Source organism: Halorubrum sp. Ea1, from assembly GCF_002252965.1.
Taxonomy (GTDB): domain Archaea; phylum Halobacteriota; class Halobacteria; order Halobacteriales; family Haloferacaceae; genus Halorubrum.
In genome coordinates, this window is record NZ_NHPG01000050.1 from 1 (window position 1) to 17,443 (window position 17,443).

Annotated in this window: 21 protein-coding genes; 11 read left to right on the forward strand and 10 right to left on the reverse strand. The window is 71.7% G+C overall.

Annotated elements, in window-relative coordinates:
• Positions 1-82 precede the first annotated feature (82 nt).
• The 5 genes from DJ73_RS06760 to DJ73_RS06780 all read right to left on the reverse strand — a co-directional run bounded on the left by DJ73_RS06760 (position 83) and on the right by DJ73_RS06780 (position 4,535).
• Positions 83-739, reverse strand: a complete 657-nt coding sequence (locus DJ73_RS06760; protein ID WP_094525362.1) for a protease — start codon at positions 737-739, stop codon at positions 83-85.
• A 124-nt stretch (positions 740-863) separates the two neighbouring features.
• Positions 864-1,109 carry a hypothetical protein gene (locus DJ73_RS06765; protein WP_094525361.1) on the reverse strand — a complete coding sequence of 82 codons (246 nt, stop codon included), beginning with the start codon at positions 1,107-1,109 and terminating at the stop codon, positions 864-866.
• Between the two features lie 62 nt (positions 1,110-1,171).
• On the reverse strand, positions 1,172-2,902 hold the full coding sequence (gene pyk / locus DJ73_RS06770) for a pyruvate kinase (RefSeq protein WP_094557629.1): 1,731 nt from the start codon (positions 2,900-2,902) through the stop codon (positions 1,172-1,174).
• 103 nt (positions 2,903-3,005) lie between these two features.
• Positions 3,006-3,494, reverse strand: a complete 489-nt coding sequence (locus DJ73_RS06775; RefSeq protein ID WP_094557630.1) for a metal-dependent hydrolase — start codon at positions 3,492-3,494, stop codon at positions 3,006-3,008.
• Between the two features lie 105 nt (positions 3,495-3,599).
• Entirely contained in the window at positions 3,600-4,535 is a 936-nt protein-coding gene (locus DJ73_RS06780) for a thiazole biosynthesis protein (RefSeq protein WP_094557631.1), read from the reverse strand.
• Positions 4,536-5,017: 482 nt separating this feature from the next.
• On the opposite strand from DJ73_RS06780, the gene DJ73_RS06785 reads away from it, so the two are divergent.
• The 7 genes from DJ73_RS06785 to DJ73_RS06815 all read left to right on the forward strand — a co-directional run bounded on the left by DJ73_RS06785 (position 5,018) and on the right by DJ73_RS06815 (position 7,329).
• Positions 5,018-5,284, forward strand: a complete 267-nt coding sequence (locus DJ73_RS06785) for a 50S ribosomal protein L37ae (protein ID WP_086220860.1) — start codon at positions 5,018-5,020, stop codon at positions 5,282-5,284.
• Between the two features lie 3 nt (positions 5,285-5,287).
• Positions 5,288-5,422 (forward strand): DNA-directed RNA polymerase subunit P, encoded by a 135-nt coding sequence (locus tag DJ73_RS06790; protein ID WP_004049526.1) that lies wholly within the window; start codon positions 5,288-5,290, stop codon positions 5,420-5,422.
• Positions 5,423-5,442: 20 nt separating this feature from the next.
• A complete protein-coding gene (locus tag DJ73_RS06795; protein WP_094557632.1) occupies positions 5,443-5,706 on the forward strand; it encodes a KEOPS complex subunit Pcc1 in 264 nt (87 codons plus the stop codon).
• 128 nt (positions 5,707-5,834) lie between these two features.
• A complete protein-coding gene (locus DJ73_RS06800) occupies positions 5,835-6,221 on the forward strand; it encodes a prefoldin subunit beta (protein ID WP_094525412.1) in 387 nt (128 codons plus the stop codon).
• 7 nt (positions 6,222-6,228) lie between these two features.
• On the forward strand, positions 6,229-6,471 hold the full coding sequence (locus tag DJ73_RS06805) for a DUF3194 domain-containing protein (protein WP_094525356.1): 243 nt from the start codon (positions 6,229-6,231) through the stop codon (positions 6,469-6,471).
• A gap of 210 nt (positions 6,472-6,681) precedes the next feature.
• Entirely contained in the window at positions 6,682-6,879 is a 198-nt protein-coding gene (locus tag DJ73_RS06810; RefSeq protein ID WP_094557633.1) for an HVO_0649 family zinc finger protein, read from the forward strand.
• Between the two features lie 24 nt (positions 6,880-6,903).
• Positions 6,904-7,329, forward strand: coding sequence for a universal stress protein (locus DJ73_RS06815; RefSeq protein WP_094525354.1), 426 nt, complete (start codon positions 6,904-6,906; stop codon positions 7,327-7,329).
• Positions 7,330-7,354: 25 nt separating this feature from the next.
• Here the strand turns inward: DJ73_RS06815 and DJ73_RS06820 are convergent, their stop codons facing one another.
• From DJ73_RS06820 to DJ73_RS06840, 5 genes are all read right to left on the reverse strand, one after another.
• Positions 7,355-7,909 (reverse strand): GMP synthase subunit A, encoded by a 555-nt coding sequence (locus DJ73_RS06820; RefSeq protein WP_094526658.1) that lies wholly within the window; start codon positions 7,907-7,909, stop codon positions 7,355-7,357.
• Between the two features lie 123 nt (positions 7,910-8,032).
• Positions 8,033-9,553 (reverse strand): tRNA pseudouridine(13) synthase TruD, encoded by a 1,521-nt coding sequence (gene truD, locus DJ73_RS06825; RefSeq protein WP_094557634.1) that lies wholly within the window; start codon positions 9,551-9,553, stop codon positions 8,033-8,035.
• On the reverse strand, positions 9,554-9,892 hold the full coding sequence (gene pth2 / locus DJ73_RS06830; RefSeq protein WP_094525351.1) for a peptidyl-tRNA hydrolase Pth2: 339 nt from the start codon (positions 9,890-9,892) through the stop codon (positions 9,554-9,556).
• A 118-nt stretch (positions 9,893-10,010) separates the two neighbouring features.
• Complete coding sequence (locus tag DJ73_RS06835; protein WP_094525411.1) at positions 10,011-10,808, reverse strand: bacteriorhodopsin; 798 nt, start codon at positions 10,806-10,808, stop codon at positions 10,011-10,013.
• Between the two features lie 201 nt (positions 10,809-11,009).
• On the reverse strand, positions 11,010-12,533 hold the full coding sequence (locus DJ73_RS06840) for an NAD(P)/FAD-dependent oxidoreductase (RefSeq protein ID WP_094557635.1): 1,524 nt from the start codon (positions 12,531-12,533) through the stop codon (positions 11,010-11,012).
• A 136-nt stretch (positions 12,534-12,669) separates the two neighbouring features.
• On the opposite strand from DJ73_RS06840, the gene DJ73_RS06845 reads away from it, so the two are divergent.
• The 4 genes from DJ73_RS06845 (at position 12,670) to DJ73_RS06860 (ending at position 17,437) form a co-directional block, all read left to right on the forward strand.
• Positions 12,670-13,389 (forward strand): helix-turn-helix domain-containing protein, encoded by a 720-nt coding sequence (locus DJ73_RS06845; RefSeq protein WP_094557636.1) that lies wholly within the window; start codon positions 12,670-12,672, stop codon positions 13,387-13,389.
• Positions 13,390-13,500: 111 nt separating this feature from the next.
• On the forward strand, positions 13,501-13,929 hold the full coding sequence (locus DJ73_RS06850; RefSeq protein WP_094525348.1) for a plastocyanin/azurin family copper-binding protein: 429 nt from the start codon (positions 13,501-13,503) through the stop codon (positions 13,927-13,929).
• Between the two features lie 88 nt (positions 13,930-14,017).
• A complete protein-coding gene (locus DJ73_RS06855; protein WP_094525347.1) occupies positions 14,018-14,860 on the forward strand; it encodes a sulfite exporter TauE/SafE family protein in 843 nt (280 codons plus the stop codon).
• Between the two features lie 3 nt (positions 14,861-14,863).
• A complete protein-coding gene (locus DJ73_RS06860; RefSeq protein WP_094557637.1) occupies positions 14,864-17,437 on the forward strand; it encodes a cation-translocating P-type ATPase in 2,574 nt (857 codons plus the stop codon).
• Positions 17,438-17,443: the final 6 nt, after the last annotated feature.

The window sequence follows — 17,443 nt, forward strand, 5'->3', positions numbered from 1 at the left end:
CCTTCCAGTCTGTATAACCGGGGTATCCGCGAGGCCGGACAAGTGTCTTGTCCACCCGAGTCCCGAGCGGCCCCGGGGGGGATCACTCGCGTTCGGTCTCGGTCTCGGCGTCGGCCTCGCGTTCCCCGTCGGTCTCCGCTTCCAAGTCGTCCCCGCCCGCGGCCTCGGCGGCCTCCTTCCGGGCGCGGTCCGCCGCGAGCTCTTTGTCGATGTCGTCCTCGACGTATCCCATCGACTCGACGGTGACGACGTTGCCGCCGCCGGGATCGACGACCATCACCTCCTCGCCCTCCTCGATCGTGCCCTCGATCGAGCGCGCGGAGTAGTAAGGGTTGAAGCCGCCGCCGGAGAGCTTCACCTCGCCGCCGGAGGTCGTCACGACCTCGGTGACGGTGCCGGTCTTCCCTTTCAGCGAGTCGCTGTCGCTGGTCTGTTGCTGGCCCTTCCCGCCGTACAGGTCGAACTCGTGGTAGCCGTAGAAGGCGGCCGCGCCGAAGAGGAGCGTCAGCAGCGCCATGACGAGCGTGAGGCCCGCGCCCGCGATACCGAGCGACGTCAGCAGGAGCCCGCCGAGCCCCGCGCCGATCAGCGCGATACCGACGACGATGAAGTTCGCGCCCGGCGCGAGCGCCTCCGCCATAGAGAGCAGCAGGCCGGCCGTCAACAGCAGGAGGGGAAGCGTGTCCGGCCCGATCAGTCCGGACTGGAGGAGCGATCCGGCGCCCGTGATCAGATCCATGTCCGGACGTACGGCCGCGGCGGTATAAGTGGTAGTACGAGGGCCGGGCCGTCAGCGGCGAAAACGCGGGAACGCGCGCCGTCGGCTGAGAACCGGGGAAGACGCGCGCCGTCGACGAGGTGTCTCAGAACCCGAACACCAGCACGCCGACCGTGATCGCGACCCCGAGCGCGACGAACACGGCGTTCTCGACGTCGATGGGTCCGGGTTCGATCGGCTCCTCTTCGGGAGTGCCGGTGTCCTCCGTGACGCCGTCCGGGCCGACGTCGTCGACGGCGAACCGCCACTGGCGCTCGCCGGCGCCGTCGGTGTCTCGGGCCTCGTTCGCCCGGCTCCGCGTGTCGCCGTCGGCGTCCTCATCGCTGGACATGCCCGGTGATAGGCGCGTCGGTGATAAATGGCTGGCGGGTACGGGTCGGCGAGGGAGGCCGGCTATCGATTGCGCGCCGCCGCGATCACGTCGCCGTCGTAGATGACGCCGCGCTCGCCGTCGAGCGTGACCACGCTCCCGTCGGCGACGCTCTCGGGGAGCGTCGCGCCGGCGACCATCGGGACGCCGAGCTCGCGGGCGACGACGGCGGGGTAGCCGGTCATCCCCTCGCGGGCGTCGATGATCCCGACGAGCGCGTCGAGGTCACCCGAGAACTCGCCCTCGAAGCCGGGGCCGAGCGCGACGATGGAGCCCGCGGGAACCTCGCTCAGGTCGCCGTCGTCGGTCCGGTGGACGGGCGCGGCGACGCGGCCCGCGACCGCCGCCTTCCCGGTCACCAGCGTCTCGGCCGCGACGTGGACCTTCAGCGTGTTCGTCGTGTTCGTCCCCTCGAACTCGGTCAGCATCCCGGAGAGCACCACGAGCGTGTCCCCGGACGAGGCGCCGCCGGTGTCGAGCGCGGCGTCGACCGCGTTGTCGAGGATCGCCTCCATGTCGCTGGCGTACCCGGTCAGGACGGGTCTGACCCCCCACGAGAGCGCGAGCTGTCGCCGGACCCGGTCGTTCGGGGTCGTCGCGACCACGGGGACGCCCGGCCGGAACATCGCGGTCTTACGGGCCGTGAAGCCGGACTCCGACACCGCGACAACGGTGGACGCGCCGATGTCGCGGGCGAGGTAGCGGGCCGAGCGCGCCAGCGCCTCGGTTCGCGAGCCCTCCGCGGCGGCCGGGACGCGCTGCTCGCGCGTCTCCGCGTACTCGTCGCTGGACTCGACCTCGCGGACGATGCGGTCCATCGTCTCCACGACGTTGACGGGGTCGTCGCCGATGGCGGTCTCGCCCGAGAGCATCACCGCGTCGGTGCCGTCGAGGACCGCGTTGGCGACGTCCGAGGCCTCCGCGCGGGTCGGCCGGCGCGAGTGGACCATCGAGTCGAGCATCTCCGTCGCGGTGATGACGGGGACGCCCGCGTTGACGCACTTCCGGATGATCCGCTTTTGAATGACGGGGACGTCCTCCAGCGGGCACTCCACGCCGAGGTCGCCGCGCGCGACCATCACGCCGTCCGCGGCGTCGACGATGCCGTCGAGGTTCTCGACCGCGCCGGCCCGCTCGATCTTCGCGACGACCGGGATGTCGTCGCCGCCGCGCTCCTCGAGCTCGTCGGCGATCTCGTAGACGTCGGCGGCGTTCCGCACGAAGGAGGCCGCGACGAAGTCGGCGTTCGTCCGGACGGCCAGGTCGAGCTCGTCTTCGTCCTCGGGCGTGATCAGGTCGACGTCGATGGCGACGCCGGGGAGGTTGACGCCCTTCCGCGAACTGAGCTCCCCGCCGGAGACGACGGTGGCGACGACGGCGTCGCCGTCGACCCGCTCGACGCGGCACTCGATCCGGCCGTCGTCGAGGAGGACCGTGTCGTCCGGGCCGGCGGCCGCGATGGAGTGCGTGAGCCCCACGCGCTCGGGAGTGGCGCCGTCGCCCTCCGCGAACGTCACCTCGGAGCCCGTCGCGAGCCGGATCGGCTCGTCGAGCTCCGCGGTGCGGACCTCCGGACCCTTCAGGTCGACCATCACCGCGAGCGGGTCATCGATCGCGTCGTCGACCGCGCGGGCCCGCTCGATGACCTTCTCGCGGTGGGCCGTCGTCCCGTGGCTGGCGTTCAGCCGGACGACGGACATCCCCGCGTCGGCCGACGCGGGACCGATCGTACAGACGATCTTTGCGTTGCGCATACCGCCGGGTTCGGCGCACGCCCGCAAAAAGGCACACGGTTGAGTCGGGAGCGAGTGAACGTTCGTGACGTTCGCCGGGCGTCGGACGCGGTCACGCGTTCGGTCAGGGAGTGAGTCCGACCGACAGCGCGAGGGCGGCGGCGCCGACCCCGAGGAACAGCCGGTTCGCTCGCGGGTTCGCCGCCGGCGTCAGGTCGAGCGTGACGTGCCACGCCGAGAGGGGGCGAAACGGCCGGATCCCCATCGGCGTGATCGCGTCGCCGGCGACGTGCGAACAGAGCGAGAGGGTCGCGACGCCGCCGACGAAGGCCGGGGTCCACGGCGGGAGGGCGACCCCGGTCGGCGCGCTCGCAGGGGGAGCGACCCCGGCCGCGAGCGCCGCGAACGCCCCGGCGGCGACGGCGAACGCGACCGTGTGCGTCGGGCCGCGGTGCGCGACCGGCAGTCGGTGGTCGAGGTCGGGGAGCGTCGAGCACGCGACGGCGACCGCCGCGCCGAGGACCGCCAGTCCGGGCTCGCCGGCGACCCGGACCGCCCCCGCGACCGGCGCGTACGCGAGCAGCGCGATGCCGACGTGGCCCCGCCAGTACATGGGTGTCGCTCTGCGGATACCGACAATAAATCCGTCGGGGGAGGAGCGTCGTCAGCGTGGCGCTGAGCGTTGGCGGGGGGAGGTGTTCGCGTCTCGGACCGCGCCTCAGTCGTCGGCCGGCGCGGGCGCGTCGCCCGCGGAGAGACGGACGTCGGGGCCGTCGACGCCGAGTTCGTCGAGCGCGGACTGCGCGGCGCGCTTCCCGGAGACGAGCATCGCGCCGAACGTCGGGCCCATCCGGGGGAGGCCGTGAGCGGTCGCGACCGCCATCCCGGTCGCGATCAGTCCGTCGTGGACGACGCCGGTGTGCTCGACGACTCGGTCCTCGCTCTCGCCGACCCACATGGAGTCGTGGCCGGGCGAGTCGTGGCCGGGGGCGCCGTACTCGCCGTCGCCGGTCTGGTCCATCCCGGTGTTGTGCTCCTTCGCGTGCTCGATGCCGGGCGCCGAGAGGACGCCGCGCTCGTCGAGCTTGCTGATCGCGACCGCGTCGTGGCCGGTCGCGTCGATCACGAGGTCGGACTCGACCGCGATGGGGTCGACGCAGGTTATCTCGCGCGGGAGCGCGTGGACGGGCGTCCAGTTCATCACGATCCCGCCGACGCGGTGGTCCTCGCGGACGACGAGGTCGGTGAACTCCGTCATGTTCTGGACGCGCGCGCCGGCGTCGCAGGCGGCCTTGATCAGCCCGGAACAGGCCTCGGGGCCGGCCGACGTGTAGAGGCCGTCGACGTCCTCGACCGGCTCGTAGTCGACGTCGAGGTCGTCGAGGATCTCTTGGGCGGGGTCCCGGACGGTGACGGTGTTCATCAAGAACCCGCCGAGCCAGAAGCCGCCGCCGAGGTAGTTGTTCTTCTCGACGATCATGACCTTCACGCCGCGCTCGGCCAGCTCCTTGGCCGCCATCAATCCGGACGGACCGCCGCCGAGGACGATGACCTCGGAGTCGGTGAACTCGAGGAAGCCGTCGGTCCACTCGTTGCCGATCGCCTTCGTCACGTCGGTCTCGCTCACGTCGCTGAAGCCGTCGAATCCTTGCATACAACTTAGTGATATTACTTAGTTGTGAAAGGCGTTGCGGTCGATACTCGGAGTACGGACCCGGCGATACGGTCGATTACTTATAAACAGTAACCGCTGGAACGGCAGCGAACGCCTCCGAAGCCCCGGCCACTCGGCTAGACGTGGTCGACAACGGATCGAAACCGAACGCCTCCAAAGCCCCTTTGAGTCCCGTCCGACCGCACCGTGATACGCCTCACGCCTCCCCAGCCTCGCGGTTCGCGCTCTCCGAGCGCTCACCGCGTCCCTCGCGGGCCCCTCGCGGTCGCCGATGGCGACCGCTCGGCGGCGCGCCGCCGCTTCAGTGTCTCAGTTGACCACCGATGTCAGACTCGCGAATCGAGCGCCCGCAGCGGGGTCGAAGCGTCGATATCTCCGCGTCTCTGGCTCGGTCGGCCCGTCCCCCGCGGCGCCCCCGACTCGTAGCCTTTTTACCCGCGCTGGCGGTAGACGGACTCACTATGGCTGAGGACAAGGCACGAAGCACCGGTAGTGCGGGCCGATTCGGCGCTCGCTACGGCCGGGTCTCCCGCAAGCGGGTCCAGGACATCGAAGAGGAGATGCGCAACGCGACCGTCGACGGCGACGACGTCACGCGCAAGGGCACCGGCATCTGGGTGAACGAGGAGACCGGCGAGACGTTCACGGGCGGCGCGTACCGCCCCGAGACGCCCGGCGGCCGCACCGTCCGCCGCTCCATCCGCGCCGCGCTCGCCGACGAGGAATAGGTAATGAGCTACAAGTGCTCCCGCTGTAAGCGCGACGTCACCCTCGACGAGTACGGCGGCGTGCGCTGCCCGTACTGCGGCCACCGCGTCCTCCTGAAGGAGCGCGGCGGCGACGTGAAGGAAGTGAACGTCGAGTAACCGTCCGGGCCGATCCGACCGTGACGGCGTCCCGCGCACACGAGACGGTCCTCTCGTTCGCCTACCCCTCCGAGCGGCGCGCACGGCTCGTCGCCGACGCGCTCGCCCCCGAGGTCGGCGAGATCGACGACGCGCGCTCGGCCGCGACCGTCTCCCGCGACGGCGACGCGGTTCGGGTCCGGGTCGCCGCGGACGACCTCGTCGCCCTCCGCGCCGGGATCAACAGCTGGTCCCGACTCGTCGAGGTCGCGGAGCGGGTCGAGGCCGCGTCCGGTCGCGGGTAACCGCCGACCCGATTCGGAGATCCCCCGCTGTCCGCCCGCTCACGGTCCCTCTCCGGCGGTACGGCCGATGGGGACGAAGACGTGGGTTTTTCCGTCCGGACCGCCTCACTTCGCCTATGCAAGGGAACATGCCGCCCGAGGCACAGGAGAAGATCGAGGAGCTTCAGGAACTGCAGGAGACCGCACAGCAGGTCGCCGAGCAGAGGGAGCAGGCGCAGACCGCGCTCAACGAGTCGAAGACGGCGCTCGACGCCCTCGAAGACGTCGACGAGGACGCCGGAATGTACCGCGAGATCGGCGAGGTCCTCGTCGAGACGGACTACGAGTCCGCCTACGACGACCTCGAGAACAAGGTCGACTCGCTCGAGGTCCGCGTCGAGCAGCTCCAGAAACAGGAGGAGCGCGTCGAGGAGCAGTTCGACGACCTGCAGGGCGAGCTCCAGCAGATGCTTCAGGGCGGCGCCGGCGGCGGCGGTCCGATGGGCCCGGGCGGTCCGGGCGCGGGCGGCGCGTAAGCGTTCGATGAGCGACGAGCCGTCGGACGACGAAGTGGTCCGCACCGCGGCCGAGGCCGCGGAGGGCGTCATTTTCGCCCACTACGACCAGTCGGCGGTGACCGACCTCGACGTCACGGTGACGTTCGAGGAGGGCGTGCTCGACGTCGACGTCTACCTGAACGCCCCGGAGGACCCCGACCCCGACGCGGTCGCCCGCGAGGCGGCCGAGACCGCCGGCGAGGCGGTCGATGAGCTGTTCGCGGAGTAAGCGGTCGTTTCCTCCCGCTTTTCGACGAGTCCGACGAGCCTGGCGACGGGTCCGACTACGCTGACGACGGGTCCGACTATCCCGACGACGGGTCCGACCGTCGCGGCCTCGACGCGCGTCACGGGTCCGAGAGCGACGCACGGGAGCGGCGCGGTCCCCACGGGACCCTCACCGACAGCTATTAATCGAAGTATTGTGAACTGTTACCGCATGTCATCGAGCTACGGCGGCACGTCGGCGTTCGATCGGCTCCGTGCTCGGCTCGACGGAAGCGCCCTCGCCTGCGAGGAGTGCGGGTTCGTCGACGACGCGGGCGAGTGGGAGGCGGTCACCACCGGCGGGACCGTCGAGTACCGACGTGAGTGCCCGAGCTGCGGGACCGAACACGTCCGCCGGTACCGGCTCTGAGCCGCGGGGGAAGACTCGGCCGCGATGTACGACGAGATCCTCTGTGCGACCGACGGGAGTCCCGGGAGCGATGACGCCGTCGAACACGCGGGCAGCATCGCCGAGTTGGCCGGCGCGCGGATCCACGCGCTGTTCGTGGTCGACGAGACGATCGCCGGCGCCGACCGCTGGGACGTGGTCGTCGAGCGCGAGGAGGAGCGCGGCGAGCGCGCGCTCGACGCCGTCGCCGCGGCCGGCGCGGAGCGCGGCGTTCCGGTCGAGAGGCACCTCCGGCGCGGCCGGCCGCACGAGGCGATCCTCGACGCCGCGGACGACTACGGGGCCGACCTGATCGTGATGGGGACGCACGGTCGGACCGGGGTCGGCCGGTTCATCGCGGCCGGATCGGTCGCCGAGCGGGTCGTGCGACACAGCGAGGCGCCGGTACTGACCGCGCGGGTGGAAGAGTGAGCGGGGCCGAAAACGGGGGGAGCGTCTACGCCGACTCGCAGATCGAAACGAAGTTCTCGAACACCTCGTCGCCGCGCTCGGTGTGGGCGACCTCCGGGTGCCACTGGACGCCGTACAGGTCGGCCTCCGGGTTCGACATCGCCTCGATGCCGCAGACGTCGGAGGTGGCGGTCCGGGCGAACCCCTCCGGGAGCGACTTCACTTCGTCGGCGTGCGAGGCCCACACGCGGGTGTCGGGCGAGAGCGACCCGACGAGCGGGTCCTCGTCGTCGACGATCTCCACGTCGACGTCGGCGTAGCCGCCGTAGTCGCCGCCGCCGACCTCGCCGTCGAGCTCGGCCGCGATCAGCTGCATCCCGAGGCAGATACCGAAGACGGGGACGTCCAGATCGAGGTAGTCCGGCGCGTTGCCGACGCGGTCCATGTCGGGGCCGCCGGAGAGGACGACCCCGTCCGCCTCCACCTCGTCGGCCGGCTCCTCGGCCGAGACGATCTCGGTGTCGACGCCGATGTCGCGGAGCGCCCGCCGCTCGAGGTGCGTGAACTGGCCGTGGAGGTCGATGACGACGATCCGGGTCATGGCCCCGATTGACGGCTCCCGCACAAAAACGGCTCGGAACGGGCCGCAGTATCGTGGTGTTTTCGACGCTCTCGACGCCTCGGTAATGCACGAACGAGGATCGGTCGAGGGTCCGCACCCCGCTCAGAGGTCGAGCGGCCCGCTCTTCGTGAACTCCCGGAGCAGCACGGTCGCGTACGATCCGCTCGGGAGCGCGAACGCGAACCGGGGGTCTCCGTCCGAGAACGCCACGTCGAGGTCGGTGCGCAGGAGGAGCGCCCGGCGCGTGCCCGCGGAGTCGAACTCGCCGGGGAGCGCGAAGTCGCCGGGCTCGATCCCGGCGTCGGCGAGGACCTCGCGCTCGATCTCGCCGGGCTCGCCGTCGCCGAGTTCGGTCTCGGTCCCGACGAGCGGAGCCGTCACGAACGCCCGGCCGCGCTCGCAGTGCCGGGAGACGACCGACACGCGGTCGGCGTCGACCCGCTGGAGTCGGTCTGTATCGGGGGCGTACAGCTCGTCGGGGGCGTCGCCGTCGGCGAAGCAGACCACGTCGCCGGCGACGGGGCGATCGAACGGGAGGCCGCGCCGGAGCCGCTCGCTCGCGATCCGGTTGAAGAGGAACGACTGGGCCGCGTTGACGAACAGGCGCTGGAGGTTCGACGGCACCGCCTCCAGCGCGTGCCACCAGTCCTCGTCGTCTGGCGGCGCGTCGGGGGCGACGCCGCGGTCGGCGAGCCGGTGGACCATCGAGCGCTCGAACCGGAGCTTGCCCGGGATCGCGTCGAGGCAGGCGCCCCAGTCGCCGTCGCCGGTACCGTCGGCGGCGGAGCGCTCGGCGTCGGCGACGTCGGCGGCGGCCGCCCCGCCCGCGATACCCTCCCCGGCGACCTCGGGGTTCACGCCGAACGCCGCGTCGACGCGGTCGCGCGCGGCCCGCGTGTCGTCAGGCTCCGTCTGGGCGGGGTTACCCGCGTACAGCCGGACCGCCTCGCGCGGGTCGTTCCGGGCGATCGCGAGCCCCACGACGTGGGTGACGGGCCGCCGGCTTCCGAACCGCTGTTGGCCGAAGTAGTTCGGGACGCCGACGGTCGCGCCGCTCGCGAGGTCGGTGTCGGCGCTCGCGGCGTCGACCGAGTCGCTCTCGTCGCCCGCGAACCCGCGGAGGTCGCGCACCGCGTCGGCGACGCGGCCGGGCGCCTCCCCCACCGCGTCGGCGACCCGGATCTCGAAGGCGTTTCCGGCCAGATCGCCGAAGGAGAGCCGCCGGCCGGCCCGACCGAGCGCCTCGATCTCGGCGCCGCGGATCGCGGGGAGGTCGTCGGGGTCGACCTCGCGGAGCGTGAACAGCTGCGTCGTGACCGCGCGCTTGTCCTTCGTGCCGGCCCACGAGACGCGCTCGCGGCTGATCCCGAGCGCGTCGGAGATCCGGCGCGCGAAGTCGTTCGTGTCCCAGTCGCGCAGCGTGACGCGGACGACAAGTTCGGGGTAGCTCCCGCGGTCTGCGCCGAGCGGCTCCGGCTCGAACGCCTCCAGTTCGCGGACGCGGAAGTCCTCGGGAGACTCCCGGAGCCGGCCGCCGATCCCGTCGGCGTCACTGACGTAGTAGTCCATGCCGACCGCGCGCTCGGTCGGGTGCGCCTCGCGGAGGTCGCGTTCGGAGGCCATCTAGTACAGCGAGAGGTCGCCGGTCACGCGGTCGACGGTGTCGTCGCGGGCGGGCCCGACGGCGAGCGCGGTGACGGTCCCCGGCTCCAGTTGGGTGTGGCCCGCGTCTCGGACGATGGCGTACGGGATCCCCTCCGTCTCCGCCTTGTCGGCCAGCGCGAACAGCTGGCTCTCGGAGTCGCCCTTCAGCACGACCTTCTTCTGTCCGTCGCCCTGCCACTTCTTGCGGGCGCGGCGCCCCGCGTCCTGGTACGCCGACAGCGACGCGTGCGCGACCTGCGCGGCGAGCTTCCCCTCGCCCATGCCGATGTCCGTGCGGGCGACGATGGCCTGCTTCATGTCCCGTTCCACCGCCGCCGCGGGTTTAGCGCTTTGCTCTCGGCCGGACCGGCGGCCGACCGGCTGGACGGAGCGATGGCAAAAAGGAAGAGTGGAACCGCGGGGCGGTCGGCCGGCCTCAGTCGTCGGCGGGCGAGGCGCCGCCGGAGGCGGAGCCGAGGCCCGAGGCCACCTTGGCGACCGCGCTCTCGTTGTCGACGACCCACCGCAGGAGGAGGAACGCGAAGAGGTACTTCGCGATGATGTCCATCCCGCTGTACGCCCACGAGGTGATCGCGACGTCGAGCACCGCGAGCCCCTCGGCGCCGAGCGCCCAGAAGATCGGGTAGCCGAGCCACAGGACCACGGTGAGCACCTTCAGCGTGTTGAAGATCTCGGCGGTGCCGGCGACCTCTGCGTCCCGTGCCCACTCGGCGAGCAGGATGTAGAGGACGACGGCGAAGAAGGCGCAGCTGATGACGTACCAGACCCAGCGTAGCATGTATGAGGACGTGGTCAGCGCGGCCGCGAGACCGGTGACGCACATCCCGATGTCGGCCACGACGGCCGTGAACAGCTTCGTCATGTTCGAGCCGGCGAGCAGGCCGAGCGCGATGAGGATCATCGGCGTCGACAGCGCCCACGTGAGATACCGGCCCCACGGAGTGAGCACCTCCTGACCGGCCAGCGCGTGTCCGGCCGGCATCTCGAGGAAGCTGACCGTGAGTCCGGAGACGAGTCCGGTGTAGCTCGATATCGACACCAGCGGTACCATCAGCGTGGCGACGAAGATCAGCTGAGCGCGGGGGTCCTCCACGTTCCGGCCCATGTACACGAACAGGAGGATGGACAGGCCCGCGAGGGCGATGTTTATCCAGAGCGACGCGCTCAGGAGCTGATCGCTCTGAATCGCTTGGAACACGTCGGTTTGAGTCATTTCGAGCGGGACGATTCCCTGCGCGAGTAGGTCGGCCGCTGCTGTTTCGATCATGCGACGTACCTCCTTACGTCGCGGGACAATTAAATGGACCAACCTGACAGGTAAGGGTTTCTCAACGGATTCCGGTCTCGGGCGGAATAGTTCGAAAACCTCAGCTTCTGCGGCCCGATAATGAACGGTCGATCCAAAGTCTCCCGTTCATCGCCCGATCAGCGGAATCCGGTCGAAAGGACCGCCGGCGACGTCCGCCGCGACCGCGTCGGCGCAGTGCTCCCCGCTCAGCAGGCACATCGGGACGCCGATCCCGGGGTTGCTGCTCCCGCCGACGTAGTAGAGCCGGTCGACCCCCCGGACCCGCGGGCCGGGGCGGAGCGGTCCCGTCTGTCTCATCGTGTGCGCGAGCCCGAGCGCGCTCCCGCCCGGTCGGTCGAACCGGTCAGCGAAGTCGGAGACGGACGCCGACTCCTCGACGACGATCCGGTCGCGGAGGTCGGTCTCGGTGTACGACGCGACCGCGTCGAGGACGCGCTCGCGGAACGCGGCCCGGCGGTCGGGGCCGTCGTCCAAGCCTGGCGCGATCGGGACGAGCGTCACGACCGTCTCGTGGCCCTCCGGCGCGACCGACGGGTCGGTGCGCGAGGGGACGTTCACGTATATCGTCGGGTTCTCGGGCCACGCGGGCGACTCGAAGATGGCGTCGAAGTGGGGCTTCCAGTCGGTCGGCAGCGCCAATGTGTGGTGCGCCAGCGAGTCGAGGGACCCCTCCACGCCGAGGTAGAGCAGGAAGGCGCTCGGGCCGTACGTCCGCCGGTCCCAGTAGTCGCCGAAACGGGGCACCGCGCCCTCGGGGAGCAGCTCGCGCTCGACGTGCTCGGGCGGCGCGTTACAGACGACCCGGTCGTGGACGTAGCGGTCGCCGCCCAGCTCGACGGCGACCTCGTCGGGGCCCGGCTCGATTCCGGTGACGCCGACCCCCGTGTGGACGTCCGCGCCCTGCGCCGTCGCGACCGCCTCGATCGCCTCGATCACCTCGTACATCCCGCCGAGCGGGTAGTAGACGCCGTGCCCGAAGTCCACGTGGCTCATCAGCTGGTACAGGGCGGGGGTGTTGTACGGCGACCCGCCGAGGAAGACGAGGGTGTACTGGAGCAGCTGGCGGAGCTTCGGGTGCTCGACGTACGACGCGACGTGTTCGTCGAGCGTGTCGAACAGGTTGAGCTTGCGGCCGCCGGCGAGGACGTCGGTCGAGAGGTAGTCGCGGAACCGCGACCGCCCCGGCCGCACGAAGCTGTCCAGTCCGACCTCGTAGGCCGTCTCGGCGTCGTCGAGGTACCGGCGAAACGCGTCGCCCGCGCCGGCCTCGTACGAGTCGAACAGCGCCGCGGCCGCGTCCGGGTCCGCGGGGACGTCGACCCGGTCCCCGTCGTCCCAGAACACGCGGTAGTGCGGGTCGAGCCGCTCCAGCTCGTAGAAGTCCTCCGGTTCGCGGCCGAATCGCTCGAAGAAGCGTTCGAACACGTCCGGCATGAGGTACCACGAGGGACCGGTGTCGAACCGGAACCCGTCGCGTTCCAGCCGGCCGGCCACCCCGCCCACGCGCTCGCGGCGCTCGTAGAGCGTCACCTCGGCCCCGGCGTCGGCGAGGTGCGCGGCCGCCGAGAGCCCGCCGACGCCGCCGCCCACGATACCGATCGAGACCCCGTCGAGCCCGCGCGCTGTCATCGTCGATAGAACGGTTTCCGGCCGGGAGAGTCGTGTCCGTCCCACGACGGGGTTTTATAAATTCCACGCGCGGCTCGGTCGACGGACGTACTCGTTCGGGACCGTTCTTTTACCGGTCCGTCGGCTTAATTCGAACATGTCGCGGGGGTCACGTCGCTCGTCGTCCGCCGACGGTTCGACCGACCCCCACGCCGACGACGACCGCGACGGCCCGATACCCGACGAGCCCGCCGGCGGGTCGCGGGGCGTCCGCGCTCGCCTCGCCGTCCGGGACCCGCCGCACGCGCCGGTCGCCGAGGCGCTCCCCGACGGGACGGTCGCCACCGGCGTGGAACGCGTCCGCCTCGACGACGCCGTCGTCTCGGAGTTCCGCACAGAGCGGCCGATCGACGCGGATCCCGTGTTCGCGGCCGACGGCGAGTACGTCTACCGGATCCGGAGCCCTCCGACGGAGCCGTACCCCTGCCGGTCGATCGAGTCGCTCGGCCACCCGGTCTCCGACGTCACGGTCCGGACGGCCCCCGACCGGATCCTGCTCACGCTCTCGTTGCCCACCGGCGACCCGATCGGCGACATCGTCGAGACCGTCGAGGCCACGGGGGCGTCGGTCACGCTCGAACGGCTCACCCGGTCCGGCGCGTCGGGCGACTGCGACCCGGTCGTCGTCGATCGGGACCGGCTCACCGACCGACAGCGCGAGGTCGTCCGGACCGCCCACCGGCTCGGGTACTTCGAGTACCCGCGCGAGGCCGACGCGGAGGCGGTCGCGGCGGCCGTGGGGATCGCCCGGTCGACGTTCGCCGAGCACCTCGCGGCCGCGCAGCGGCGGGTGTTCGACGAGCTCGTGGACCCGTGACGGGAGCCGAGCCGTCGGACGGAGCGGTCGGCCGCTTCCCGAGGCCCGCGACGGTTCCCACGCGGTGGGGCGAACCGCGATATTGAAACGACTGAAACCCCGAGGACGGGTATGCATCGCAGACGGTTCCTCCGGCGGATCGGGGCGGCCGGCGTCGGCACCGGGGCGACCGCGTCCCTCGCCGGCTGCGCCGGCGTCGGCGGCGAGCCGGACTACGACGTCGGGATGGTCGCGTCCGGGTACCGCCCCGCCGAGCTGACCGTGTCCGTCGGGGACACGGTCGTCTGGGAGAACACGAGCTCGCGGGCGCACACGGTGACCGCCTACGAGGCGGCGATCCCCGACGCGGCGGAGTACTTCGCCTCCGGCGGCTACGAGGACGAGGAGACCGCCCGCGAGGCGTGGGCGTCCGACTTCGGCGGCGGACTGGAGAACGGCGACCGCTTCTCGCACACCTTCGAGGTCGCCGGGCGCTACGACTACGTCTGCATCCCGCACGAGACCGGGGGGATGTACGCGACCGTCTTCGCGGAGGAGTGACGTGCGCCGCAGCCGTCGCGGACCGTCGGTCTCGTCCCCGACGAAACCCATTACCGCCCGCGACGCCAAGACGCGGTAACACACGCCCATGGACATCTCGACGCTTCTGGGGACCGACGTCCTGCTGTTCCTGGCCATCGGGCTGCTCGGCGGCGCCCACTGCATCGGCATGTGCGGCCCGCTCGTGACGGTGTACGCCGGCCGGATGCGCGAGGGGGACGGCCGGACCGACGGCGGGGGCGCGGCGAGCGGCGGGGCCGCCGCGTCCGCGGCCTCCGACGGTCGCGGGAGCCACCTCACGACCTACGAGGTCCGCCAGCACGCGCTGTTCAACCTCGGCCGCGCGGCGAGCTACGCGACCATCGGCGCGGCGCTCGGCGCGCTCGGCGGGGTCGTCCTCGTCACGACGGCGACGCTGACCGGCGCGGCGGAGCTCGTCCGGGGCGTCGTCGGCCTCGGCGTCGGCGCGGCCGTGATACTCGTCGGCGTTCGGTACGCGCTCGGCGGCGCGACCGGGGGGATCCACCTCCCGGGACTCGAACGAGTCACCGGCTGGCTCACCGGCCACGTCGACCGGCTCGCGAACGGCCCCGGCATCGTCGGGCTCGGCGCGGTCCACGGCCTCCTCCCCTGCCCGATCCTCTACCCGGCGTACCTCTACGCGTTCGCCAGCGGCTCGGCGGTCAGCGGCGGAATCGCGCTCGCGGCGCTCGGGATCGGGACGATGCCCGCCGTCTTCCTCTACGGCACCGTGATCGAGAGCGTCGACGCCGTCCACCGGCGCCGGATCCACCGGCTGCTCGGCGTCGCCTTCGTCGCGCTCGGCTACGTCCTGTTCGCGCACGGGCTGATGTCGGTCGGAATCTCCGTGCCGCACCCGCGGCTCCCGTTCTGGAACCCGCTCGACGCCGGGACGATGGGGGGGATGTGACCGATGAGCGCGCCCGACTGCACCCTCTGTGAACTCCCGACCGACGGCGTCGACGTGACCGACGACGCGGGCAACGAGTTCTGCTGTCCCGGCTGTCGAGACGTGTACGCGGCCCTCGGCGACGTCGACGTCGACGCCGACGCGGTTCGGGAGCGTCGACGCGCGGGCGACGAAGGCGGGGAGGCCGGGGGCGATGAGGCCGGCGACGACGTCCCGGCCGACCACGAGGCGACGTTCCTCGAGGTCGACGGGATGCACTGCGCGACCTGCGAGGCGTTCATCGAGACGGTCGCGACCCGGACGGAGGGCGTCAGCGCCGCGAGCGCCAGCTACGTCACGGACACCGTCCGGATCGACCACGACCCGGACGGCGTCTCGACCGACGACCTCTCGGAGGCGGTGAGCGGGCTCGGCTACAGCGCGTACCCCCGCGACGACGCCTTCGCGCGCCGGCAGGCCGACAACATGGCGACGGCCCGGCTCGCGGCCGGCGTGCTCGTCGGGATGGCCGTCATGCTGCAGTACATCGTCATCATCTATCCGACCTACTTCGCGTTCCCCTTCTACAACGAGCGCACCCTGGAGTACCTCGACCAGGCGATGTCGTCGACGTCGGGGACGTACTTCTTCATCGTGATCGCGGTCCTGACGACCGTCGTCCTCCTGTTCACCGGCAAGCCGATACTGCGGGGCGCCTACGTCAGCGCGAAGACGCGGTCGCCGAACATGGACCTCCTCGTCGCCATCGCGGCGGTGAGCGCGTACGTCTACAGCACGCTCGCGGTGATATTCGTCGAGTCGCCGTCGATCTACTACGACGTGACGGTCGCGATCATCGTGATCGTCACCGTCGGCAACAGCTACGAGGACTCGATCAAGAAGCGCGCGACGGAGCTCCTCTCGGACCTCACCGCGGTGCAGGTCGACAGCGCTCGGCGGGTCGTCGGGACCGGCGACGCCTCCGGCGGCTCCGATGCGGCCGATGCGGGGGCCGTCACCCAGACGGAGGAAGTCGCCATCGACGCGCTCGAACCCGAGGATCGCCTGCTCGTGCGGGCGGGCGAGCGCGTCCCGGTGGACGGCGAGGTCGTCGCCGGCGACGCCGCGGTCGACGAGTCGGTCGTCACCGGCGAGTCGATGCCGGTCCGGAAGACCGCCGGCGACGACGTGGTCGGCGGCTCCGTGGTCGCCGACGGTTCGCTGACGATCGCGGTCGGTCCCGACGCGAGCTCCAGCCTCGACCGCGTCGCGGAGCTCGTCTGGGACCTCCAGAGCGGGAACCACGGCGTCCAGAAGCTCGCCGACCGGCTCGCGACGGTCTTCGTCCCGGTCGTCCTCGCGGTGGCCGTCGTCGCCGCCGCCGCGAACCTCGCGCTCGGCAACGGCGTCACCGAGGCGATGCTCGTCGGGCTCACGGTGCTCATCGTCTCGTGCCCCTGTGCGCTCGGGCTCGCGACCCCGCTCGCGGTCGCCGCCGGGATCCGCGACGCGCTCGAGCGGTCCATCGTGATCTTCGACGACACCGTCTTCGAGCGGGTCCGCGACGCGACCACCGTCGTCTTCGACAAGACGGGGACGCTCACCACCGGCGAGATGGAGGTGATCGCCGCCGACGTCGACGACGACCTCCTCCGGCTCGCGGCCGCGTTGGAGGAGCGGTCGGCCCACCCGGTCGGCCGGGCCATCGCCGCGGCGCGAGCGCGCGGAGACGCTCGCGGAGACCCGGACGCGTCGCCCGTCCCCGCGGCGGTCGCCGACGGCGGGACGACCGAGTCGGCGTCGCCCGACGACGGAGCCGGCGCGACCGCCGGCGGCGACGCCGGAGGCGCGACCGACGCGCTCGCGGTCGAGGGCTTCGAGAGCCACGCCCGCGGGGTCTCCGGGACGGTCGACGGGACCGACGTGGTCGTGGGCCACCCCGCCCTGTTCGACGAGCGCGGCTGGACCGTCCCCGACGAGATCCGGCGGGCGGTCGCCGAGGCGCGCGACGTGGGTCGCGTCCCCGTCGCGGTGGGGCGCGACGGCGCCGCCGAGGGCGTCGTCGTGGTCGGCGACGAGCTGCGCGAGGGGTGGGAGGAGACGGTGACCGCGCTCGCCGACGAGGGCGTCGACGTGGTCGTCCTGACGGGCGACGACGAGCGCGCGGCGACCGTCTTCGAGGAGCACGAGGCGGTCTCCTCGGTCTTCGCGGGCGTCCCGCCGGAGGGGAAAGCCGAGACGATAACGCGGCTGAAGGCGAGCGGGCTCACGGTGATGGTCGGCGACGGGACCAACGACGCGCCGGCGCTCGCCGCCGCGGACCTCGGGATCGCGCTCGGCGGCGGCACGGCGATGGCGGCCGACGCCGCCGACGTGGCGATCGTCGACGACGACCTCGGCTCGGTCGCGACCGTCTTCGAGCTGTCGCGGGCGGCCGGCCGGCGCGTGAAGGGGAACATCGGCTGGGCGTTCCTGTACAACGCGGTCGCGATCCCGCTCGCGGTCACCGGCCTGCTCAACCCCCTGTTCGCCGCGGTCGCGATGGGCGCGTCGAGCCTGCTCGTCGTGACGAACTCCTCGCGGGCGCTGCTGGAGTGACGGGCG